We start from the raw sequence: 23,071 nt of genomic DNA, 5'->3' as shown, positions 1-23,071 counted from the left end.
AAATCTATTAAACAATAAATAACCTCACTAAAGGCATATCCATGAGCACTGTCAGCTACAAAGACGCTGGTGTCGATATAGACGCGGGAAACCAATTTGTCGAAAATATTAAACCACTCGTCAAGTCCACTTTTGATAAAAATGTTATCGGAGGCATTGGCTCTTTTGCAGGTGCTTATGAGCTACCTTTGGGGTATCAAAAACCTGTTATTTTAGGCGCAACCGATGGCGTTGGAACCAAACTTAAACTGGCAATCGATTCAGGGATTTATGATACTGTTGGTATCGACTTAGTTGCTATGTGTGCGAACGATCTTATCTGTAACTTTGGAACGCCACTTTTCTTCTTGGATTACTATGCAATGAGCAAGCTTGAGATCGATGCTGCTGTGAACATTGTCAAAGGTATTGCGCAAGGGTGTATTCAAGCCGAATGTTCTCTCATTGGTGGCGAAACGGCTGAAATGCCAGGCATGTATCACGGTAAAGATTTTGATCTTGCAGGTTTTGCAGTTGGAATCGCTGAAAAAGATGAAATGAACCGTCTTCCACACGTTAAAGCTGGTGATGTTCTTATAGCACTTCCAAGTTCAGGTGTTCACTCTAATGGTTTTTCACTCGTTCGTAAACTGTTTTTTGACAAATTAGGCTACACCTTTAAGACAGAGTTTGATGGCAAACCACTTATCGAGACGCTTTTAACCCCCACACGTATCTACGTGAAACTCTTTAAAGCGCTTAAACCCAAGATCAACGCTTTAGCACATATCACAGGCGGTGGCATCGTTGAGAACCTTCCGCGTGTTCTTCCTGAGGGATTACAAGCGCAGGTGTATAAATCTAAAATCAAAACCCTCCCCATTTTTGACTTTATGAGTCAATACGTCGAAGAGAGCGAAATGCACCGCACGTTCAATATGGGCGTAGGAATGATTCTCGTGGTCAGTCCTGAGAATGTCGATGATGTCCTTGCAAACAGTGATGGCTATGTCATCGGGGAACTTAAAGCTGGCGAACGTAGTGCCATTATGCTCTAATGAGTAACGTTTACCTCTTCTCAAAGCTTTTTACATACCTGGTTTTACCGCCAGGTATTTTTATTATCCTCTTTTTAGTTGCCTCATTCTATGCCAAACGTTTTCGTCTTTTCTTTGTAGCCAATGCTGTCATTTTTTATCTTTTGAGCAACGCTTATGTCGCCGACTGGCTTTTAAAACCTCTGGAAGAGCCTTTTAACCAAAATATCACCAAAGCGCCCGTAGACGCGGTGATCGTCCTTGGAGGAGGGCACACGCAAGGGGTTGCCAATTTACCACTGAGCAGCGATGCGTATAAGCGTATGATGTGGGGATTGATGGTTGCAAAGTCGAACAATGTGCCACTTTTATTTAGCGGCGGCGGTATGCAAAAAGAGTATTTGGAAAGCGATGCCTTTTTGGATAGCCTTAAAGAGTTAAAACTCTACCTCGAAATCCCAACACCCACGTCTAAAAGCTTAGGATCCAAAGAGTTCTCTTTACATGTAGAAGATAAAAGCCTCGATACCTATCAAAATGCACAGTTTTGCAAAGTTGCGTTTGAAAAAGCAGGACTGGCTACACCGACCATTTACCTTGTAACCTCTGCGTATCACATGAGACGATCTATCCGCCTTTATGAGCACTTTGGCTTCAACGTCATTCCTGCTGCGACGAACTTTAAAATCAATCACAGAGCCAAAGATACTTGGGATTACCTTCCAAATGCGCACTCGTTTTACAAAAGTTACATTGCACTGCATGAATATGTTGGGTTGTTGAGTTTAAAACTTCGAGGGATTTAGGCTTACATGTAAAGATTATTTGCGTTTATCGCCCGTAATTTTATAGATAAAGCTAAAAACTTCTGCCACGGCTTTATACAGCATGGGCGGGATCTCTTTATTGAGTTCAATTTTTGAGAGCAGCTCGACCAAATCGGCATCTTTTTTGATGAAGATGTCATGCTCTTGCGCTAGTTTGATGATGTTGTTTGCCACTTCACCTTTACCCGAAGCAACAACCCGAGGGGCACCTTTTTTCTCTCGGTCATATTTGAGCGCAACCGCTTTTTGAGGTTTAGGGGAGGGTGTATTCATATTGTTATATTAATCCCAAATTGAAGTTTTTCACCGCTAAAATAGTCATTTTTGACAACACTGACGTCTTTATACTCCAACATTTTCACCGTTCCTGTGATAAGGCCCACCTCGTTGAGAGCACGTTTGAGTTTTGCAAGTTGCTGTGTAATCTTCTCTCCTAGCTCTTTTTTCTGCGATGCAATGGTAATGTCAATATACTTCTCGCCTGAAAGCACCAGCATCATATTAAGCTTTCCATAGGCTTCAAGATCAAGGTCTATTTGGCAATGGAATTTATCATCGCTACTTTGCTTCATCATCATGGAACCACCTTTGAGTCCATCCCAACTAAAAGGAACATACAGATGTGTCGAACTACTCACGTAGGAGACTAACTGATGGTACTCGATTTGTGTTAGCAGACGATTCGTAATTTCTAGGGCTTCTTTGTTTTGCCCCGATGCTTGAAGATGATCACTCAGTTTGGTTAAAACGCCTTTCATATCGCTGAGCAACTCTACATCTGTAGGATCAAGTGAGAGTTTTTGCGCAATGGCTTTGCCCACAAAAAGCTCAGGCTTAATCAGGCTGTGAATCTTTTGCTCTAACGTACTACTCTTATCAAGGAAGTCTGCTTGCTGAATCGTTTTACTGTCTAGAATTTCAATCTGTTGTTTAATGCGGTTCACCACCATCTGAAGCGCTTCTTCTACTGTTGCAGGAGGCATAGAAGTTTTGCTCATTGCGGTTGCTAAAGAGCTCTCTTGCACTGTTTTTGTGGCTAAAACGACCTCTTCTAACCCTTCAGCTAAAGGCAAAGATAACGCCGCAGTGGAAGGCGCTTTTAACAATGTCTCTTTTTTGAGTAGCTGATCGATTTGAGGTTGCAACTCATCCAGTTGCAAGGCACTGAGGTTCTCTTTTAGCATCTCTAAAAGAACTTTCACTTGTGTTGTAAAATGCTCTTCCACTTTCATATTGGTAGCATAATTCTCTACTTTAGAATGGATCAAATCCATCTGAGCAATCGCATAATTAAGTTTTTGAACGTTTTGATAAACACCTTTAAACGCAGCCACTCCCTCACTTGCGATCTCTTGTTTTACACTTTGACGGAAAAGATCTAACAGACTTTTCAGGCTTGTTTGCGCTTCTTTAGAGGAGAGATCTTGTGACGCATTCAGACGATCCATAATCGCCGTTATCTCTTTTGCCAGGGGAGCAATGGCTTTGTTGGTTCCCTCAAGATGGGTTTGAAGCTCGGACAGGAGTGTTTGAATACTCTCTGCAACTCCTTTTTGAGTCACAATGTTCGCTAACTTTGATTCAAAAAAAACACCTGAGTTTTGCACTTGTGTTTGAAGCATCTTCGTATCAATCTGATCAATGCTCTTGGAAAAAATCTGCAAAAGGGCTAAAGGTTGTGCAATGGTTGAATCCATCTTAACGATAGAGCTTAGATTTTTAATATCTTCGGCAAAATTTCCCATGTTTTTAAAAAGTTGATTGTTTTGTAAAATCTCAAAAATAGTACTTTTCGATTTGGCTTCACTCACAGCAGATCCTAACAGTTGACCAATGACCTCTTGGGCATTACTTGGCGTTGTTGTGCTTTTTTGAGCGGTAAGCGATAACGGAATATCGGCACTGTTTTGGATAATCTTTGTGGCATTCTCTTTGGCTGTCGCTTTTGGGTCAAGCGTTTGGAGCTGATTTGCAAGCAGTGACGTCGTTGAAATGTCCATTAAAACACCTTTGTGCCACACACTATCATAGTCCGTGCCTTTTTACGATTATTTATGGATGTTACGCACTTTTTCAAAAGAGCGCAACATCTCACCTTTTATTTCTCATAAAACTTGTTTTATGAAGCTTTAGGAGGTGTCGGGGATTTATCCCTGACCTTCAACAATGGGTTTTACTCATTGTTGAAGATACCGTTACGCACATTGCGTAACATCAGTTATTTAGTATCTTTTGTCTTAATTTTCACAAGCCACTCAGCAAGTGTTTTCTCATACCCTATCGGCAAATTATCGTAAAAATGAAGGGGCTTTTCCAAATATTTCTGCTCCACCCAGCCACCAAAATCATGTGGATAGAGATACCCTTTAGGCGAAGGGCTTTTAAGATGTGCTGGGACTTTCAGTGCTTTTTCATTTTTAACATAGGCTAACGCATTATTGATCGCCATATAAGCACTGTTAGACTTGGGGCTACATGCTAGATAGATCAGACACTGCGATAAAATAATACGCGCTTCAGGATAACCAATCTTACTTACGCTTGCAAGCGTGCTAGAGGCCAAATTAAGCGCGTTAGGGTTAGCATTGCCAATATCTTCACTTGCAAGGATGACAAGCCGCCTAGCGATGAAATCAGGGCTCTCTCCACCATCAATGAGACGCGCAAGATAATACAGCGCCGCATCCACGTCAGAGCCTCTCACGCTTTTAATCATCGCGCTAATCAAGTTATAGTGTGTGTTATCGGAGCTTACACCATCTTTAAGCGCACTAGGGCGCAGCATTTTAAGGGTTTCGAGCGTTACATGTAAATCCACTTTGAGCGCAAATTCAAGTAAATTCAAGAGTGCCCTGCTATCTCCTGCACTTGAACTGATCAAATAGGCTATGGCATCATCATCAATCTCAAACGTAACTTTTTCGCGAACATGTTCAATAATGGCTTTGAGATCATCCTCTTCAAGGGGATAAAATTCAAAGAGCATCATACGTGAACGTATGCCAGAACTAAGAACAAAGTAGGGGTTTTCGGTTGAAGCACCAATGACAATCGCTTCATGATTTTCCATGGGGAGCAAGAGTACTTCTTGCTGTGTTTTAGAGAGACGGTGAATCTCATCGATAAAAATAAGTGGTTTTTGAAGAGCGCCGCGGTGTTGTGAAAGGATCTTGCGAATCTCTTCGACTTTAACACTTGTCGCATCTAATTCGTAAAAAGGAAGTCCTAACTCGTTAGCCACAATACGGGCTAACGTCGTTTTCCCTACACCGGCAGGACCAAAGAAAAGCGAATGGCTCATGGAGCCAGACTTAAGAAGTTTACGAAAAGGGCTACGCTCACCACTAAGATGTTTTTGCCCGGCTAACTCTTCAATCGCTTGAGGACGAAAGAAGAGGGCGAAGTTATTGATCATCATCCTCTTCAATCTCGTTAACCTTCTCTTTACCTTTTTTCATATACTCAAGATAGTCTCTCAGCGCTGAGTATTCACTCCCCGTGAAATAGCGATGTTTTCCAGGTTTAAGCATGCCTAAATCGATTTTACCATAACTCACGCGCTTGAGATCCACGACATCAACATCAAAATAGCCGAAAAAGCGTCTAAGCTCTCTGTTCTTGCCTTCGTTAATCATCACTTTAATCGTTGAGAATGTTGGGCTGTTTTTAATAATGCGGTACGAGAGAAACGGTGCAAAATCCATAGAATGAATTTCACTGCGCGAGTGTCCACCTTTACGGGCATCTTCAAGGTAAAGCCCTTCTTGCATCGCTTTTTCCATTGCGGGTGTGATCATGCCATTGATTTTCACATAATAGACACGTTCTAAATCGCCATGCATCAACGCTGAAACGACGGAGGGAGAATCGCACAAAAGTAGCAACCCTTCACTCGCAAAATCGAGTCTTCCTACACTGAGATAATGCCCAAATTGCGCAGGAAGCGTATCGTATATGGTCTTTCGACCACGATCATCTTTTTTACTCACTAACTCGCCTTTTTGTTTGTGATACGCAATTACAGAATAACCGTGTTTTTCAAAAAGGGCTCTACCATTGAGTTCGATCTTATTTTTAAAACTCACCTGCGTTGAGAGATCTTGCACAACGGCACCATCGACTTTGACCTGCCCTGCTTTGATCAGTTCATCCGCCTCACGCCTAGAAAAGTGCGTGTTATGCGAAATCATTTTATTGAGTCTCATTAATTCCATATTATTTTATTCCTGCTTCCACTAAATGGTGGATATGTAAAACACCTCTAAGCGTTCCAATTTTATCGGTAATGGCTAAAAGTTGTATTTTATGTTTTTCGATGAAAGCTAATGCGTCACTGGCTAAAAGCGTCTCGTCGTCTAGTTTTTTTGGATTTTTAGAAGCATACTCGAATGCCGTTGCATCCATGCTAAAATCATCTCGCATCAGTGCTCTACGTAAATCCCCGTCGCTTAAAATAGCTAACAATTTGTTATCTTTATCGGTTATAAGAACATTGCCAAGTCTGCCTTCACTCATCGTGATGATGGCATCTTTAAGCCTTGTTGTCTCATGTGCGATCGGAAGTTCGTCTGTTAGCATCAAGTCTTTTACTTTAACAAACAGACGCTTACCTAAACTTCCACCTGGATGAAAGGATGCAAAATCTTCTTTTTGAAAGTTTTTCTTCTTCATCAAACAAACTGCTAACGCGTCACCCAATGCGAGGGTGAGTGTCGTTGAACACGTTGGTGCCGCATCCAATGGACATGCCTCTTTTTCTATATGTAAAGGGATAAAAATGTCGCTGTAACGCCCAAGAGAAGAGTCACATGAACGTGCCATTCCAATGAGAGGAATCTCGAAGCGCTTAATATGCGGTAATATCTTGATCAGCTCTTCACTTTCACCACTGTAACTAATGGCAAGCACCGCATCGTCTTTACCAACCATGCCAAGATCACCGTGCATGGCTTCAGTAGGATGAAGAAAAAAACTACTGGTTCCCGTACTGGCTAGCGTTGCGGCAATTTTTGCCCCAATAAGTCCACTTTTGCCCACGCCTGTAACAATCAGTTTGCCTTTGATGTTAGCAATTAAATTCGTTGCTTCACTCATCTCTTCGCCAATCATTTGAGCGGCACTGAGAAGCTCTTTGGCTTCAAGTTCTAACACTTCTTTCGCTATTGCTTTAAAATCTTCCATACACGTTCCTACATCATAAAGATCGTTGGAACGATCGTTGGGTATTTTTTCATTGTACGATAGATATGTTTACGCACCACTTGGCGTACTTCATTTTCAAGGGCTCGTGCATTCTCAAGAAGCTCTTTTTTGGCATTCGCAACAAATTGATCAATAACACCTTCCATCTCAATGGAGAATGCTTTGTCGTCACGATCAGGCACCAAACCATAACTAATGATTTTTGGCTTAGAAATAAGTTTATGATCACTCTTATCGAGCTGAATCACTAACATAACCAAACCAGAATCTGCTAATTTTTGACGATCAATCACAACGTCATCTGCAATCTGCTCATTGATTTGGTTATCAATAAACACCTTGCCTGTTTTGACGGTTTTAATCTTTTTGATGTATTTTGAACACACTTCAATTTGATCACCATCGCTCATTAAGACGATATTTCGCTCAGAAATACCACATTGCATCGCTGTCTCTTTGTGTTTGGTGATGTGATTGTATTCGCCGTGAACGGGGAGGAAAAAGCGTGGCTTAACCAAACGTAAAATGAGCTTTTGCTCTTCTTGCGCGGCGTGTCCACTCACGTGAATTTCACTGAAATCTTGATACGCTACGTTCGCACCACTTTTAAGCAAAAAGTTGAGAACCTTTGAGACACTCCCTTCATTGCCTGGGATCGCTTTTGCAGAGATGATGATCTGATCGGTTGGCTTAATTTTAACATGTCGGTGTTCATCCGTAGCCATTCGGTACAGTGCACTCATCGTCTCGCCTTGGCTTCCTGTGGTGACAATCAAAACATCTTTATCAGGGTATTTATTGACCTCATGTGGATCAATAAAGATACTTTTATCCAGCTCTATATACCCAAGATCAATTGCCGTAAAGAGATTTCGCTCCATTGAACGACCAATAACTGAGACTTTTCTGCCGTATTTTAAACCGTAATCAATCGCTTGATAAACCCTATGAATATTTGACGAAAAAGTAGACATAATAACACGACCCTTTGCCTTGGAAAAAATAGAATCAAATGTTTTTCCAACAGTACTTTCGCTACGCGTAATGCCCTCTTTATAAGAGTTGGTACTATCACTCATCAAACAAAGAACCCCTTTTTCACCGTAAGAGGCAAAGCGGTTAAGATCCGTTACATAACCATCAATGGGGGTATGATCGATCTTAAAATCACCCGTATGAATGATTGTTCCAGCTTCTGTGGTAATGGCAATAGAAGAAGCGTCAATAATTGAGTGCGTAATGTGTATCCACTCTACTTCAAACTCACCAATTTTATAGATTTTGCGTTTTTCAACAGGTCTAAAATATTTTTTGTGACCTTTAAGACCGTGTTCGTCAAATTTATTTGCGATCATACCAAGAGGCAATGGCGTCGCATAGAGTGGAAACTGCATCTCTTTGAATAAATAAGCCAGTGCGCCAATATGATCTTCATGGGCATGTGAAATAATAATTCCAGCTATTTTTTTCTTAATTTGGCGCAAATAGCTAAAATCAGGTATTAAGATATCCACACCGTGCATATCTTCACTTGGAAAGCTCATACCAACATCAAGAACAATGGCTGATGTCTCAGTCTCGAAAACACAGATGTTTCCGCCGATTTCACCCAATCCTCCAAGAGGTGTGATTTTAATCTTTCCTTTGGATGTTTGGTCAAGCAAATTTGAGCGATTTAACCTATCTTTGTGCATTTTTTGGTTGGCTTCAATTGCCTTTTTCATATCACGTTGCCAAGGCTCATTCCCCTCAATGGTTGCGGTAGGAGATTTATTGCTTTTGCGTCTTCTATTATTGCGTGGCTTTTTCTCACTTGGCTCACCAGAAGCATCTTTGGGTGCATTCGGGTTTGGATTTTGGTTAGGGTTCACCTGAGTTCTGTTATTCGGGTGGGGAGTTTGTTTAGATTGACCTGAAAGTTTTGGAGTATTTTCTCTAGGCTTCTCGTTACTGTTATTCTGTTGTTGCGTTACTTCGTTTTCTTGCATCATTCAACCTTAAATGTTTAAATAGTAGATGATGAGACAAGACGCTTATTTCATGAGGACGAATGGTTATTGGAAGATCATGCATCTGCATCAAATCTTGAACAGACTGCTTATCAAACTCAGAAGAAATATTTTTCAACCAAGTTTTTCGCGGACTTTGAAAGGAACAGCGCAAATATTTTTTAAATTTTTGCAATTGCTCTTTGGTTTCAAAGATACCCGCAAAGGATCCTTCAACAAACTCTTTGTGTTTATCAATTTTGAGAATAGAAGAGACCACTTTAGGCTGTGGATCAAACGATGTTCGATCGACATCAAAAAGTAACTTTGCAGTACCAATACTTTGGGTTAAAATCGCTAAAGAAGTAAACTCTTTGGTTTTTGGAGCTGCTGCAAATTTCTCTGCAACCTCTTTTTGAACCATCACCTCCATTGATTTACAATAAGGATCTTCTAAGGCTTCCAAAATAATGGTTGTCGCAATATAATAGGGTAAATTCGCCACCAAATCATAGGGCTCGTTGAGCAATGACCCTTTTTCAAATTGGTTTAAAACATTGGCGTGGACCAATGTCAGGCTCCCCTGATCTATCTCTTTTGAGAATTTCTTTCTCAAATAAACGCACAAGTCTTCATCGACCTCGTATGCTACTAAAGGCTTAACCTTCAGTAGTTCTTGCGTCAAATCACCTAAGCCAGGCCCTATTTCAACGAGTTTTCGATCGTTTTGGGGCATCGCTTGGATGATTTTACTTAAAACACTGCTATCTTTTAAGAAATTTTGGCCAAATTTCTTTTTTGCCTCTATCAATTTGTACCCTGTTTTCTAAAATTTAACCGATTGTAGCTAACCTTTACTTATAAAAGAGTTATAGTCTTAATTAATCTTAGTATTCAGAAGTTTTTTTTAATTCTTTCGCTATCATTTGTGCCTATATTTACCTAAAAAAGAGAGCCTTATGGAGCATTTTGCTAAGCGTATTATCCCTTGTCTGGATGTCAAAAATGGACGTGTTGTTAAGGGTGTTAATTTTGTTGGACTCAAAGATGCAGGCGATCCTGTTGAAATAGCAAAACGATACAACGAAGAAGGTGCAGATGAGCTCACATTTTTGGATATTACAGCGAGTCATGAAGGGCGTGGCACCATTGTTGAGATTGTTGAAAAAGTCGCACGTGAAGTTTTTATACCCCTAACCGTTGGTGGAGGGATTCGAACATTAGATGATATTTATAGCCTTTTACATGTAGGCTGTGATAAAGTAAGCATCAACTCTCCGGCAATTGCTAATCCTCATTTTATAGATGAGTCCTCCAAACGATTTGGGTCACAATGTATTGTTGTGGCAATTGATGCTAAACGCACAGGTGATTCGTGGCATGTCTTCATCAATGGCGGAAGAATTGATACAGGCATTGATGCGCTTACTTGGGCTAAAGAAGTTCAAGAAAGAGGCGCGGGAGAAATACTTTTAACCTCAATGGATTGCGACGGTGCAAAAAATGGCTATGATATTCCTCTTACTTCTCAAATGAGTGGCATGCTTGATATTCCTGTGATTGCCAGTGGTGGAGCAGGAACGATGGAGCATATTAAAGATGCGTTTTTAAATGGTGCTGATGCGGCTTTGGCTGCTTCTATCTTTCACTTCAAAGAGATTGATATTATGGATCTTAAACGTTACCTCAGAAATGAGGGGATTGCAGTACGGTTATGATTCTCTGCGCGGGGCGAAATGAAACATTTGACTTTGCCAAACCTATTGGCGTTGGGCTGATAGAAAGTGCCATCAACCTTACAAAACTTGTGCTTGAGGAAAAACCTGCCTTTTTATTTTTTGTAGGTACTGCAGGAAGTTATGGGAACCATCAGCCACTTGATCTCATTTACAGTCATCGTGCCGCCAATATTGAACTTGGATATTTACAAAATCAATGTTATACCCCTTTACAAAACCAAATTGAAGCAGACACAATCTATGTTTCACGTGGAACAAATCATTCCTCTCCTTGTGTGAATTCAAGTAATTACATTACTACCGATGCAACGTTGGCAAATGAAATGCTTACAAAAAATATTGAACTAGAAAATATGGAGTTCTTTTCCATTGTGAGCGTTGCTAACCAATTTAGAATACCTTGTTCTGGACTTTTTGTTGTTACCAACTATTGCGATGAAAATGCACATAGTGATTTTATAAAAAATCATGCTCAAGCAAAAGCGCTAATCACTTTACATGTAGAAAAAAATATGAAAATTTGAGGTATTATGGAAAAACAAAATATATTTGATCTCTCCAAAGAAGAGTTATCGGAAGTCATTAAACCTGCCTTTAGAGCAAAGCAAATTTACCAATGGCTGTATCAAAAATATGTGAATTCTTTTGATGAGATGAAAAATTTACCCAAAGAGCTCAAAAAGCAGCTCAATACACATTATTATCTTGATCCTCTTTCGATCGATAAAATTGAAGAGAGTAGAGATGGTACCAAGAAGTATCTCTTTGCGCTCAAAGATGGCAATACCGTCGAATCTGTTCTTCTTCCTATGAAACAAGAACAAACAGATGAAGAGGGAAAGTTACTTCACCATACACGCTACACGATCTGTATTTCTTCCCAAGTCGGATGTAAAATAGGCTGTGCCTTTTGTCTTACAGGGAAAAGTGGCTTTAAACGCAACCTAACTGCTGGAGAGATAACAACCCAGATTCTCATGATTAAAAGAGACAATGCTATTGCCGAAAACAGACGTGTTAATATCGTTTATATGGGGATGGGTGAACCATTGGACAATCTTGCTAACGTGAGTAAAGCGGTACGCATTTTTAACGATCTTGATGGTCTTTCCATCTCACCTCGTAGACAAACCATTTCTACCAGTGGACTGAGTGCGCAAATCGAAAAACTCGGCCTTATGGATTTAGGGGTACTGTTAGCTATTTCACTGCATGCAGTGGATGATGATCTTAGGCAAAAACTGATGCCCATCAATAAAGCCTATAATATTGAGTCCATTATCAACGCCGTCAAAGCATTCCCCATAGACGCACGTAAACGCGTCATGTTTGAATATTTGGTGATGAAAGGGGTAAACGATGACCAGAAGAGTGCAAAGAAGCTGGTGAAGCTCCTACACGGCATAAAATCGAAAGTTAATCTTATCTATTTTAACCCACATCCAGGAAGTGAATTTGGACGACCGCTAGAGAAAGATATGGTTGCATTTCAACAGTATCTTGTGGATCACGGAGTGCTTTGTACTATTCGTCAATCCAAAGGCTTAGACATTAGCGCCGCTTGTGGTCAACTTAAAGATAAGGAGCAAAAAAATGACAATGCTTGATCTTTTTCAACTTGGATTTTTAATTATCGTTGTTATTGTAGGAGTAGGGGGATTGGTAACCGTCCTCTTTAAAAAAGAGAAGTAATAGCTTTACATGTAAAGCGTATTTTAGAATAGCGCTTAGTAAAATCCTAAGCGCTATTATTTTATTTTGCTATCCACTCCTGAGAAATGATTTCTCTATCACCAATAAAAATCTTACCAATAAACAAATCTCCTTTGACATAACTCCCTACCCCTTTTGGTGTTCCACTCATTACAATATCATTATCAATCAGTGTTGAAAAGGAGTTAATCTCAGCAATAACAGCCAAAGGTTTGTGAATCATCAGATCGATGTTTCCTTCTTGTACTAACACACCGTTAATCCATAATTGCATCGAGAGTTTGTTGACATCAGATTCATCAATACTGACAAACGAACTCATAACAGCAGCACCATTAAAAGCCTTTGCACGCTCCCATGGCAACCCTTTTGCCTTAAGCTCACTCTGAAGTTCACGGTTAGTCAAATCGAGTCCAAAAGCAACAGCACAGATCTTTCCTTGCTTGATTAAAAAAGAGATTTCACCTTCATAATGCAGCGGTGTTTGTGCACCTGTTATTAACTCACCACTAAGTGCTGCGTTAGGCTTCATAAAAAGAACCATCGAGGTTGGTACCTCATTATTTAACTCTTTGATATGTTCAACATAATTTCGTCCAATACAAACAACCTTGCTTGGGGCAACGCGTATACCATCAAAAACAACTGTTTTCATCTCTAACCTTTCATCAATGTGTAAAATTCAATTTTAGCATCAAATTGTGATGCTATCTTATAAAAAATCCCTTTATATTCAAATGCTAAGGTTTGTGCATGCAAAAGAAGACGGGAACTGTGGGTCAGGGTGATTTGCTCATCAAGGCACATTGTGCCGTCTAAAAAGCGTTCAGCATCTTCTTCTTCAACACCATAAATGGGATCACCAACGATATGATGTTTCACGTGGAACAAATGCACCCTGATTTGATGTTGCCGACCTGTATAAGGAATCGCCTCAACCAACGTGGCATTTTTATCTTTAAAATAGTGGAGCGGGGTTATTTTTGTTTGAGAGAATTTGCCCCTCTCATCCACATGGACTTTGAGGCGAATTTGACTGGTTTCAACATCGCGTTTGAGTTTTTCATCGATCATCAGCACATCATCCATTTTCCCATGAACCAACGCCAAATAACTTTTTTGAACCTGTCTCGTGGCAAAAAGACGTTTGAGCTCAATTTCGGCTTGTTTATGTTTACCAACCAAAACCAATCCGCTCGTACTTTTATCAATACGATGCGCCGCATTGGCATCATTCCCATACAATGATTTTATCTCATCATTGAGTGTATAACCATCACTGCGCTTTCGTGGGTGCATCATCACGCCACTGGGCTTTTCAAATACAGCAAAATCTTCTGTCTCAAAAACAGGAGCCAACCCTCTGGATTCGCCTTCAAAAACGACCACACTAATATTACCTACGATCACTGTTGATTTTTTCAGAAGCTGTTCGCCTTCGACAAAAACACGTCGTTTGTCAATCATCTTTTGTGCTTCACCCATACGAATCTCAAAGGTATCCATCAAGAAACGAAAGGCTAGTGTTGGTTTTTCAAGAACAAACTTTTTCAAAGTATACGCCAAAATTCAACCCTTTTTTAGTCCGATATTGTTAAAATAAATCATTACATAAAACACGCAATGATAGATAAATTCACCGTATTTTATCACAGAAAAATCACAAACAGACAAGGAATGAGAATGGTAGAGCGCTACGCACGAGAAGAGATGAAAAAGCATTGGACAATTGAGGCAAAATACGACGCATGGCTCAGAGTCGAAAAAGCCGCAACCAAAGCATGGAATAAATTAGGGCTCATTCCAGATAGTGATTGTGAGAAGATCGTTAAGAATGCCAAATTTAATATTGACCGCATTGATGAGATCGAAAAAGTAACACGACACGATGTTATCGCTTTTTTAACCAGCGTTGCGGACAGCCTTGGCGAAGAGAGCAGATGGGTGCATTATGGCATGACCAGTTCCGATTGTATCGATACCGCCGTTGCACTTCAGATGCGAGACTCTTTACATGTAATCATAGAAGATGTTAAAACATTGATGGAATCTTTAAAAACAAGAGCGATGGAACACAAGATGACCTTAATGGTCGGACGAAGTCACGGCATTCATGGTGAGCCTATTACCTTTGGTTTGGTGCTTGCTATTTGGTACGAAGAGATCAAACGCAGCCTCAAAAATCTTGAAAATGTTATGGAAGTGATTTCGGTAGGGCAGATCAGTGGCGCTATGGGAAATATGGCGCACTCTCCGATCGAACTTGAAGAGTATGTTTGTGCTGATCTTGGACTCACACCTGCTCCAGTTTCCAACCAAGTTATTCAGCGCGATCGTTATGCTGCTTTAATGAATGCACTCGCACTTTTAGCTTCCAGTTGTGAAAAAATTGCTGTGGCTGTTCGTCATTATCAACGCACCGAAGTGTATGAATGTGAAGAGTTCTTTGAAAAAGGGCAAAAAGGAAGCTCTGCAATGCCTCACAAGCGCAATCCCGTCCTCAGTGAGAACATTACGGGGCTTTGCCGTATGATACGATCCTACGCGATCCCAGCTATGGAAAATGTGGCATTATGGCATGAGCGCGACATCAGTCATAGCTCGGTTGAACGTTTTATCTTACCGGATGGGTTTATCACGACCGATTTCATGCTCAACCGACTCAATAGCGTTATCTCAAAACTGGTGGTTTATCCAGACAATATGATGCGCAACCTTAATCTTACGGGCGGTCTTGTTTTCTCTCAACGCATTTTACTTGAACTTCCACTCAAAAATGTATCACGCGAAGATGCCTACAAAATCGTTCAACGTAATGCGATGAAAGTCTGGGAAGATCTTCAACATGGAAAACCTGCTCTTAACAGTGATGGCGAAAGTTTGTACCTTCAAAACTTGCTAGGCGATGAAGACCTCAGAGCCAAACTGGACGAAACAGAAATCAGAGAGTGTTTTGACTATGCTTACTATACAAAAAATGTCGACAAAATCTTTCAAAGGGTGTTCAAATAATGTTAACCGTCCAAAAGCGTAATGGTCGCATTGAGCCACTAGATATCTCTAAAATTCAAAAATACACCAGCTCTGCCATCAAAGGTTTGGACAACGTCTCTCAAAGTGAACTTGAGGTTGATGCGAAGATTCAGTTTCGCGATCAAATTACCACGGAAGAGATTCAAAAGACATTGATCAAAACAGCAGTAGATAAGATCGATATTGATCGTCCCAACTGGACTTTTGTTGCCGCACGCCTGTTTTTGTATGATCTTTACCATAAAGTCAATGGCTTTACGGGTTATGGAAGCTTTGCTGAGTATCTGGATCGTGGTGAAAAAGAGGGACGTATCGCGCTTGGTATGAAAGCCAAATACGATCTTAACGACCTTGAAGCGCACCTCAAACCAGAACGCGATCTTCAATTTACCTATCTTGGGATTAAAACCCTTCACGATCGTTACCTTATTAAAAACAGACAAGGCAGGCCGATTGAATTGCCACAGCATATGTTTATGGCGATTGCAATGTTTTTAGCGCAAAATGAGCTGAACTCACAAGATTGGGCGAAAAAGTTTTACGATGTGATTAGTAAATTTGAAGTGATGCTCGCAACGCCAACACTGTCCAATGCAAGAACCACACGTCATCAACTCAGTTCCTGCTACATCGGAAGTACCCCTGATAATATCGAAGGTATTTTTGACTCTTACAAAGAGATGTCACTGCTGAGTAAATTTGGTGGCGGCATTGGTTGGGATTGGAACTTGGTTAGGTCAATGGGTGGCATGATTGATGGGCATAAAAATGCCGCAGGTGGCGTGATACCCTTTCTTAAAATCACCAATGACATCGCCATTGCCGTTGATCAACTCGGAACGCGTAAAGGTGCGATTGCGGTTTATTTGGAACCATGGCACATGGACATCTCTGACTTTTTAGACCTTAAGAAAAATTCGGGTGAAGAGAGACGTCGTGCACACGATCTTTTCCCAGCACTATGGATCAATGATCTCTTTATGAAACGTGTTGAAGCCAATGCGATGTGGACACTGTTTGATCCTGCTGAAGCAGGTGATCTTGCTGAAGTGTACGGCGAAGAGTTTGAGCGTCGTTACACTGCATATGAGCAAAACGATGCTATTTCTAAAGAGTATGTACCTGCAAAAGAGTTGTGGAAAAAAATCTTAACCAGTTACTTTGAAAGCGGCAGTCCGTTCCTCTGTTTCAAAGACAATGCCAATCGTGCTAACCCCAATGATCATACAGGTATCATTCGAAGCTCCAACTTATGCACCGAGATTTTTCAAAATACGGCACCGAATCATTATAAAATCAAGATTGTTTACAATGACCAGAGCATTGATACCTATGAAGAGAGCGACTTGGTCAAAGTCGATAGTGGCGTAACCAAAGAGGCGAAAAAAGTAACGGCGCTGGATAGCATCAATGGCAAAGATATTTTCATTGTTGAAAAAGAGATGGTTGAGGGAAAAACTGCCGTGTGTAACCTTGCCAGTGTCAATCTCTCACTGATTCATACCAAAGAAGATATTGAAAGAACCGTTCCAATTGCAATTCGCATGCTCGATAACGTGATTGATCTGAACTTCTACCCGCATGCCAAAGTCAAACACACCAACCTCAAATCACGTGCCATTGGGTTGGGCGTCATGGGCGAAGCCCAAATGCTGGCAGAACAACACATTGCGTGGGGAAGCTACGAGCACTTTAGCAAAATCGATGAAGTGATGGAAGCGGTGAGTTACAACGCTATTCTTGCCTCTTCCAATCTTGCGATTGAAAAAGGGATGTACCCTGAATTTGAAGGCTCTAAATGGAGCCGAGGTATTTTCCCAATCGACACTGCCAATGAAGAGGCAAAAAAATTGGTCGATCGTGGTGGACTGTTTGGTTACATGTACGACTGGGATAGTTTGAGAGAAAAAGTGAAAAAAAATGGTATGCGCAATGGCTATTTGATGGCCGTTGCCCCAACGAGTTCTATCTCCATTTTAGTGGGCACAACGCAAACGATAGAGCCTGTGTACAAACGTAAATGGTTTGAAGAGAATCTCTCTGGCATGATCCCTGTGGTCGTTCCAAACCTGAGTCCCGATACGTGGAATTTTTACACACCCGCTTACGAACTGGATCAAAGAGTGCTCATTAAAGCAGGTGCGATTCGTCAAAAATGGATCGATCAAGGGCAAAGCCTTAACATCTTTATCACCCTTGATAAAGCCAGCGGAAAGTACCTCAATGACATCTATATGCTTGGATGGAAACTCGGTATTAAATCGACCTATTACCTACGCTCTCAATCGCCTGAGAATAAGCTCGAAGTGGCAGATCGTAGCATTGAGTGCGAGGGTTGTCAATAAAAAAATGTTTTACATGTAAAGGTGCAAATGAAAACAATAGGATTGATCGGCGGCATGAGTTGGGAGTCCACGCAGAGTTATTACACACTTTTAAACGAGGGTGTCAAAGCACACTGCGGTGGACTTCATAGCGCCAAGATCATCCTTTATTCTGTTGATTTTGCACCGATTGCACGCTTTCAAAGCGAAGGTAAATGGGAAGAGGCGGCTGAGCTTATCCAAGAAGCAGCACTTTCACTGGAACGCGCAGGAGTAGATTTTATACTCCTGTGCACCAATACGATGCACAAAATTCTTCCACTCATCACGCCCAATGTAAAAACACCTTTTTTACACATTGCCGAAGCGACTGCAAACGCGCTTCGTACACAAGGTGCGCGTAAAGCTATTTTACTTGGAACCACGTTTACGATGCAAGAGACATTTTACACAGAGGTTTTAAATGCCCATCAGATTGAGGTTGTTATCCCCGATACTACGTCTATCAAAAAGATCAATCGCATTATATTTGATGAGCTTTGTGTTGGTAAAATTGAAACAGCCTCCAAAGAGATCTTTATAAACATCATCGATGCGCTGAAAGTCCATGATAAAGCGATTGATGCGGTTATTTTAGGCTGCACAGAAATTGGTCTTTTACTGGATCAAAAAAGCTCCCCTTTACCGCTGTTTGACACAACCGTTTTACATGTAAATGCAGCGCTTCGGCGCGCACTCACGCCATAATAACTTGGAATAAAAATTAACTTTAAATTTTAATATTTTAAAGCATAAAGTTAAGTATAATCCCATAATTTAGGGATTTATTGCTTTAATAAAACTCATCAAAAAAGCTTTACTTGTTAGCTGTGACATAAGTGTTTCAGGTTAATTATTAAGTTTCTTTAAACTTTAGACTTACTATAATCTTCTCTACTTTTAAATCTAGGATAACCATGCTCACCAAAGTTCTCAAACGCGACGGTACAACCGAAGAATTTCAACCCTACAAGATCGAAGACGCCATCAAGAAGGCCTTTAAAAGTGAAGGTGTCACGTACGATGAAAGCATTTTCAAAGAGATTCAAAAGCGGATCGAGAAGAAACGGGTAGCAGCGGTCGAAGACTTCCAAGATATGATCGAACAAGAGCTTTACAAATCACGCTATTTTGACGTTATGCGTTCATTCATTCTCTATCGCCATACCCACAAAATGCAACGCGAGCATATTTACGGGCTAAGTGAAGATACAACCTATGTCAATTCCAGCCAAACGATTGAAGAGTATATTGGCAAAAGCGATTGGAGAATTAAGGCAAACTCTAACACAGGCTACTCCAATGCAGGGCTTGTGAACAACACCGCAGGCAAAGTCATCGCTAACTACTGGCTTGATAAAATTTATTCTAAAGAAGAGGGCTTAGCGCACCGTAATGGAGACTACCATATTCATGATTTGGATTGTTTAACCGCTTATTGTGCGGGTTGGAGCCTTCGCGTCCTTTTAGATGAAGGCTTTAACGGTGTTCGCGGTCGCGTGGAGAGTCGTCCTCCAATGCACTTTAGAGAAGCACTCGGGCAGATGGCAAATTTTTTAGGCATTTTACAAAGCGAATGGGCAGGTGCGCAAGCATTTAGCTCGTTTGACACCTACTTAGCGCCGTACGCATTTAAAGATAAAATCTCATTCAAAGAGATCAAAAAAGCGATTCGTAGCTTTATTTACAACCTCAATGTTCCTGCACGTTGGGGACAAAGTCCGTTTACTAACATTACGATTGACTGGACCGTGCCGACCGATTTAGCCGATCAAATTCCAACGTCAAGCCAACACCATCTTTTTAAAGAGATTAACGATGCAGAGCTGATTGAAGAGGCAAAAAAACGCGGTGTAAATTCACTGGAAGCGATGACCTATAAACATTTCCAAAAAGAGATGAATCAGATCAATAAAGCCTACTATGAAGTGATGACCGAAGGCGATAAAACAGGTCAACCCTTTACCTTCCCAATTCCGACCGTGAATATCACCGAAGATTTTGATTGGGATGGAGAGAACACCGAACTCCTTTTTGAAAATACTGCCAAAATTGGCTCTTCGTACTTTCAAAACTTCATCGGAAGTCAATATGTCAGAGATGCGGATGGAAAACTCGTTGAAAACCCCAAAGCCTATAAGCCCGGTCATGTACGCTCGATGTGTTGTCGTTTACAACTCGATCTTAGAGAGCTTCTAAAACGCGGTGGTGGCCTTTTCGGAAGCGCTGAGATGACCGGAAGCATCGGTGTCGTTACGCTCAATATGGCGCGCCTTGGTTATCTGTACAAAGGCAATAAAACTGAGTTGATGGAGCGTTTTAAGTACCTGATGGATTTGGCAAAATCAACGTTAGAGAAAAAGCGTGTCTTTGTTCAAGAAATGTATAACCGTGGACTTTACCCGTATACGGCACGTTATTTGCCAGGGTTTAACAGCCATTTTTCAACGATTGGTGTGAATGGCATTAACGAGATGATTCGTAACTTTACAGATGACAAGCACACGATTGCCGATGAGTATGGAATGGAATTTGCTCACGAAATCTTAGAATTTGTGCGCAACAAAATGGTCGCCTATCAAGAAGAGAGTGGAAATCTCTACAACCTTGAAGCAACCCCAGCAGAAGGAACAACGTACCGTTTTGCCAAAGAAGATAAAAAACGCTACCCTGAGATCATCCAAGCAGGATCGGGAAAAAATGTCTACTACACCAACTCCTCTCAACTTCCTGCGAATTTTACCGATGATCCTTTTGAAGCATTGGATCTCCAAGATGACCTTCAATGCTCCTACACAGGCGGAACCGTTCTGCATCTTTACATGAAAGAGCGCATTAGTTCCAGTGAAGCGTGCAAAAAGTTGGTGAAAAACGTGATTACGAACTACCGTATGCCATATCTTACGATCACGCCGGTTTTTTCGGTGTGTGAGAAGCATGGCTACATCAGTGGTGAGCATGAATTTTGCCCGAAATGCGATGAAGAATTAGTCGAACAATTCAAAAAAGGAGAAGTATCGTGAGTCAAACCGAAATTTTAGAGAAGTTGAAAGAAAAACGTACCAAATGTATCGTCTACACCCGTGTTATGGGCTACCACAGACCCGTAGAGAGTTTTAATGTTGGTAAAACAGGCGAACATAGGGAGCGCATTCAATTTGTTGAAAAATGCTCTTGCCGATAAGGCAATCCACAGCATTACCAAATTTACGACGCTGGATTATCCCCATCATCTAGCGTCTATTTTTTGGTTTGCCAAGTGCAATATGGCGTGTCCATATTGCTACAATCCTCACATCGTACGAGACAATGGAACGATTGACCTCGAATTTGCCCTGCAATTTTTACACAGCCGCCAAGGTCGTTTGGATGGTGTCGTTTTAAGCGGCGGCGAGTGTACCCTTTACCCACATCTTGAACCCTTTTGCGAAGCGATTAAAGCCTTAGGCTATAAGATCAAAATCGATACCAACGGCACCAATCCAGAGCTTCTCACCCGCTTAATCGAAAAAAAGCTTGTGGACTACATCGCCCTTGATTATAAAGCCCCAAAGCAGCAGTATGAGACCCTAACGCATTACCGTCACTTTGAACGCTTTGAGCAGAGTCTGAGCATGCTTATTCAACGCTCATTTCCGTTTGAAGTTCGAACCACACTTCACCCTGATCTGCTCACAACTGCTAACATCAATACGATCATAGAAGATTTACATGTAAAAGGCTATACAGGAACGTATTACCTCCAAAATTATTTACATGTAAACGAAACAATGGGGCATACAGCACCACCAACACGCACTTTTGATCAAACGGAGCTTTTAACCCTTATCCCTATTGCTTTTCGAAATTAAGCAATATTTGGCTGAGCTTTTGTAACACACGTTCCCAATCATCCATTGTCTCTTGTCTTAAAAGCTGAATCGTAGGATACCAAGGGCTATCGTTTCGCTCAAGCAGCCACCTCCAATCAGGAGCAAACGGCAGAAGCACCACAGTTTTTTTACCCAAAGCCGCGGCTAAATGCGCAACACTCGTATCGACACTTACAACCAAATCCATAAGAGAACAGACCGCTGCGGTATCGCTAAAATCATGTAATGATTCTCCTAAAAAACGTATCGGAGAATTCTCTAAAGCAGTGTGATCACTCTGTCGCACCTCTTTTTGCAAGCAAATATACTCAAAACCTTTGGGAAGAGATGCAAGCAATGTTTCTAAAAAAATACTTCGATACACATCACCCTTATTGGTCTCGCTACCGCTCCAAACCAACCCGACTTTGGGTTTTGTCCCATTTAATACCTTCTGCCAATCAGCAACTTTTTGAGGATCTGCAGTCAAATAACGCTCTTTTGAAGGAATACTCTCCAACGTGGTTTGAAACGCAAAAGGAAGGCTTAAAAGGGAACAATGAAGATCAAATGGGGGTAAAGCTTCACCTTTTTCCACAAAGCAAGAAACGCCGCGTAATTGACGCATAAGCGGCAAAAGTGGTTTGGCGACTTCAAAAATGACGGTACAACCCAATTTTGCAACCATCTCAATATACCTGCAAAACTGAATCGTATCGCCAAATCCTTGCTCAGAATAGATCAAAAGGGTTTTACCCTCCAACGATTCCGCACCTGTCCAAGCAGGCTTTGAAAACGATCTTACAGGCCTTCGTTTTTCATACAGCGCAAACCCCTCTAAAAGATCGCCCTTTGCCAAAAGAATGAGCGATTTGTTAAGGTGCGCATTGGTATTGTTTGGATTTAAAGCAATGGCTTTTTCATAGAGTGCCATGGCTTCTTCAAGTCTGTTTTGCTCTTTGCGAATATTGCCTAAATTGGTGTAGGCATTGGCATGATCTGGACTCAATGCGATGGCTTTTTCATAGAATGTAGCAGCTTCTTCAAATCTATTTTGTGTTTTCAAAATAACGCCTAAATTGTAGTAAACATTCGCATGATTCAGTTGCAATGCGATGGCTTTTTCATACATTTCGATGGCTTCTTCAAGCTTCTCTTGTTTTTGAAAAATCGTGCCTAAATTGTAATAAGCGTGCGCATGCGGCTGAATGGTTAAGAGTTTCTCATACAGTTTTTGAGCCTCGTCGTCGTGTGAAAGCTTATGAAATTTTAGCGCTTGTTCCCATAAAGCGTCGATTTCATCGTTATGCGGTTTTGCGTGCTGTTTCATCGTATGTGA

General features: G+C 41.1%; 21 protein-coding genes. 11 read left to right on the top strand and 10 right to left on the bottom strand.

Features of this window, described 5'->3' with window-relative positions; all coding sequences use genetic code 11:
* Nucleotides 1–41: 41 nt before the first annotated feature.
* Nucleotides 42–1,037 carry a phosphoribosylformylglycinamidine cyclo-ligase gene (purM, locus tag SMUL_RS00620; protein ID WP_025343331.1) on the top strand — a complete coding sequence of 332 codons (996 nt, stop codon included), beginning with the start codon at nucleotides 42–44 and terminating at the stop codon, nucleotides 1,035–1,037.
* On the top strand, nucleotides 1,037–1,822 hold the full coding sequence (locus SMUL_RS00615; RefSeq protein WP_025343330.1) for a YdcF family protein: 786 nt from the start codon (nucleotides 1,037–1,039) through the stop codon (nucleotides 1,820–1,822). The genes purM and SMUL_RS00615 overlap by 1 nt, the downstream gene beginning before the upstream one ends.
* 15 nt (nucleotides 1,823–1,837) lie before the next feature.
* Here the strand turns inward: SMUL_RS00615 and SMUL_RS00610 are convergent, their stop codons facing one another.
* From SMUL_RS00610 to rsmA, 7 genes are all read right to left on the bottom strand, one after another.
* Nucleotides 1,838–2,116 carry an EscU/YscU/HrcU family type III secretion system export apparatus switch protein gene (locus SMUL_RS00610; protein ID WP_025343329.1) on the bottom strand — a complete coding sequence of 93 codons (279 nt, stop codon included), beginning with the start codon at nucleotides 2,114–2,116 and terminating at the stop codon, nucleotides 1,838–1,840.
* Nucleotides 2,113–3,843 carry a flagellar hook-length control protein FliK gene (locus SMUL_RS00605; protein ID WP_025343328.1) on the bottom strand — a complete coding sequence of 577 codons (1,731 nt, stop codon included), beginning with the start codon at nucleotides 3,841–3,843 and terminating at the stop codon, nucleotides 2,113–2,115. The genes SMUL_RS00610 and SMUL_RS00605 overlap by 4 nt, the downstream gene beginning before the upstream one ends.
* Nucleotides 3,844–4,061: 218 nt before the next feature.
* Nucleotides 4,062–5,258: a replication-associated recombination protein A gene (locus SMUL_RS00600; RefSeq protein ID WP_038532822.1), complete on the bottom strand. Its 1,197-nt coding sequence runs from the start codon at nucleotides 5,256–5,258 to the stop codon at nucleotides 4,062–4,064.
* Nucleotides 5,248–6,048, bottom strand: coding sequence for a pseudouridine synthase (locus SMUL_RS00595; RefSeq protein ID WP_025343326.1), 801 nt, complete (start codon nucleotides 6,046–6,048; stop codon nucleotides 5,248–5,250). Before SMUL_RS00595 ends, SMUL_RS00600 begins: the two co-directional genes overlap by 11 nt.
* 10 nt (nucleotides 6,049–6,058) lie before the next feature.
* Nucleotides 6,059–7,024 carry a KpsF/GutQ family sugar-phosphate isomerase gene (locus SMUL_RS00590; RefSeq protein WP_025343325.1) on the bottom strand — a complete coding sequence of 322 codons (966 nt, stop codon included), beginning with the start codon at nucleotides 7,022–7,024 and terminating at the stop codon, nucleotides 6,059–6,061.
* Between the two features lie 8 nt (nucleotides 7,025–7,032).
* Nucleotides 7,033–9,036, bottom strand: a complete 2,004-nt coding sequence (locus tag SMUL_RS00585; RefSeq protein ID WP_025343324.1) for a ribonuclease J — start codon at nucleotides 9,034–9,036, stop codon at nucleotides 7,033–7,035.
* A complete protein-coding gene (rsmA, locus tag SMUL_RS00580; RefSeq protein WP_025343323.1) occupies nucleotides 8,999–9,844 on the bottom strand; it encodes a 16S rRNA (adenine(1518)-N(6)/adenine(1519)-N(6))-dimethyltransferase RsmA in 846 nt (281 codons plus the stop codon). The genes SMUL_RS00585 and rsmA overlap by 38 nt, the downstream gene beginning before the upstream one ends.
* A gap of 148 nt (nucleotides 9,845–9,992) precedes the next feature.
* Between rsmA and hisF the strand changes: the two genes are divergently transcribed.
* The 3 genes from hisF to rlmN are packed head-to-tail and all read left to right on the top strand — an operon-like array spanning nucleotide 9,993 to nucleotide 12,379.
* Nucleotides 9,993–10,751 carry an imidazole glycerol phosphate synthase subunit HisF gene (gene hisF / locus SMUL_RS00575; protein WP_025343322.1) on the top strand — a complete coding sequence of 253 codons (759 nt, stop codon included), beginning with the start codon at nucleotides 9,993–9,995 and terminating at the stop codon, nucleotides 10,749–10,751.
* Nucleotides 10,748–11,296 (top strand): phosphorylase family protein, encoded by a 549-nt coding sequence (locus SMUL_RS00570; protein WP_025343321.1) that lies wholly within the window; start codon nucleotides 10,748–10,750, stop codon nucleotides 11,294–11,296. Before hisF ends, SMUL_RS00570 begins: the two co-directional genes overlap by 4 nt.
* 6 nt (nucleotides 11,297–11,302) lie before the next feature.
* Nucleotides 11,303–12,379 carry a 23S rRNA (adenine(2503)-C(2))-methyltransferase RlmN gene (gene rlmN, locus SMUL_RS00565; protein ID WP_025343320.1) on the top strand — a complete coding sequence of 359 codons (1,077 nt, stop codon included), beginning with the start codon at nucleotides 11,303–11,305 and terminating at the stop codon, nucleotides 12,377–12,379.
* Between the two features lie 146 nt (nucleotides 12,380–12,525).
* On the opposite strand, the gene SMUL_RS00560 is transcribed toward rlmN, so the two are convergent.
* A complete protein-coding gene (locus SMUL_RS00560; RefSeq protein ID WP_025343319.1) occupies nucleotides 12,526–13,140 on the bottom strand; it encodes a fumarylacetoacetate hydrolase family protein in 615 nt (204 codons plus the stop codon).
* Between the two features lie 2 nt (nucleotides 13,141–13,142).
* Nucleotides 13,143–14,051: an RluA family pseudouridine synthase gene (locus SMUL_RS00555; protein ID WP_025343318.1), complete on the bottom strand. Its 909-nt coding sequence runs from the start codon at nucleotides 14,049–14,051 to the stop codon at nucleotides 13,143–13,145.
* 117 nt (nucleotides 14,052–14,168) lie between these two features.
* Here SMUL_RS00555 and purB point away from each other — a divergent pair, with 117 nt between their 5' ends.
* From purB to SMUL_RS00525, 6 genes are all read left to right on the top strand, one after another.
* Nucleotides 14,169–15,497, top strand: coding sequence for an adenylosuccinate lyase (gene purB / locus SMUL_RS00550; RefSeq protein WP_025343317.1), 1,329 nt, complete (start codon nucleotides 14,169–14,171; stop codon nucleotides 15,495–15,497).
* On the top strand, nucleotides 15,497–17,863 hold the full coding sequence (locus SMUL_RS00545) for a ribonucleoside-diphosphate reductase subunit alpha (RefSeq protein ID WP_025343316.1): 2,367 nt from the start codon (nucleotides 15,497–15,499) through the stop codon (nucleotides 17,861–17,863). Before purB ends, SMUL_RS00545 begins: the two co-directional genes overlap by 1 nt.
* Before the next feature lie 27 nt (nucleotides 17,864–17,890).
* Nucleotides 17,891–18,589 carry an aspartate/glutamate racemase family protein gene (locus SMUL_RS00540; RefSeq protein ID WP_025343315.1) on the top strand — a complete coding sequence of 233 codons (699 nt, stop codon included), beginning with the start codon at nucleotides 17,891–17,893 and terminating at the stop codon, nucleotides 18,587–18,589.
* A 209-nt stretch (nucleotides 18,590–18,798) separates the two neighbouring features.
* Complete coding sequence (locus tag SMUL_RS00535; protein ID WP_025343314.1) at nucleotides 18,799–20,904, top strand: ribonucleoside triphosphate reductase; 2,106 nt, start codon at nucleotides 18,799–18,801, stop codon at nucleotides 20,902–20,904.
* Nucleotides 20,901–21,065: an anaerobic ribonucleoside-triphosphate reductase gene (nrdD, locus tag SMUL_RS17560; RefSeq protein ID WP_025343313.1), complete on the top strand. Its 165-nt coding sequence runs from the start codon at nucleotides 20,901–20,903 to the stop codon at nucleotides 21,063–21,065. The genes SMUL_RS00535 and nrdD overlap by 4 nt, the downstream gene beginning before the upstream one ends.
* The gene (locus SMUL_RS00525; protein ID WP_025343312.1) at nucleotides 21,040–21,732 is read left to right on the top strand and encodes an anaerobic ribonucleoside-triphosphate reductase activating protein; all 693 of its coding nucleotides are present in this window, start codon (nucleotides 21,040–21,042) and stop codon (nucleotides 21,730–21,732) included. Before nrdD ends, SMUL_RS00525 begins: the two co-directional genes overlap by 26 nt.
* Here SMUL_RS00525 and SMUL_RS00520 read toward each other — a convergent pair.
* Nucleotides 21,713–23,062 (bottom strand): tetratricopeptide repeat protein, encoded by a 1,350-nt coding sequence (locus SMUL_RS00520; RefSeq protein ID WP_025343311.1) that lies wholly within the window; start codon nucleotides 23,060–23,062, stop codon nucleotides 21,713–21,715. The two genes, SMUL_RS00525 and SMUL_RS00520, sit on opposite strands and share 20 nt — an antisense overlap.
* Between the last annotated feature and the right edge of the window lie 9 nt (nucleotides 23,063–23,071).

The sequence above is a fragment of the Sulfurospirillum multivorans DSM 12446 genome, assembly GCF_000568815.1.
GTDB classification, from domain to species: domain Bacteria; phylum Campylobacterota; class Campylobacteria; order Campylobacterales; family Sulfurospirillaceae; genus Sulfurospirillum; species Sulfurospirillum multivorans.
The sequence above is the reverse complement of the archived record's forward strand: the minus strand, read 5'-3'. Positions and strand labels throughout refer to the sequence as shown.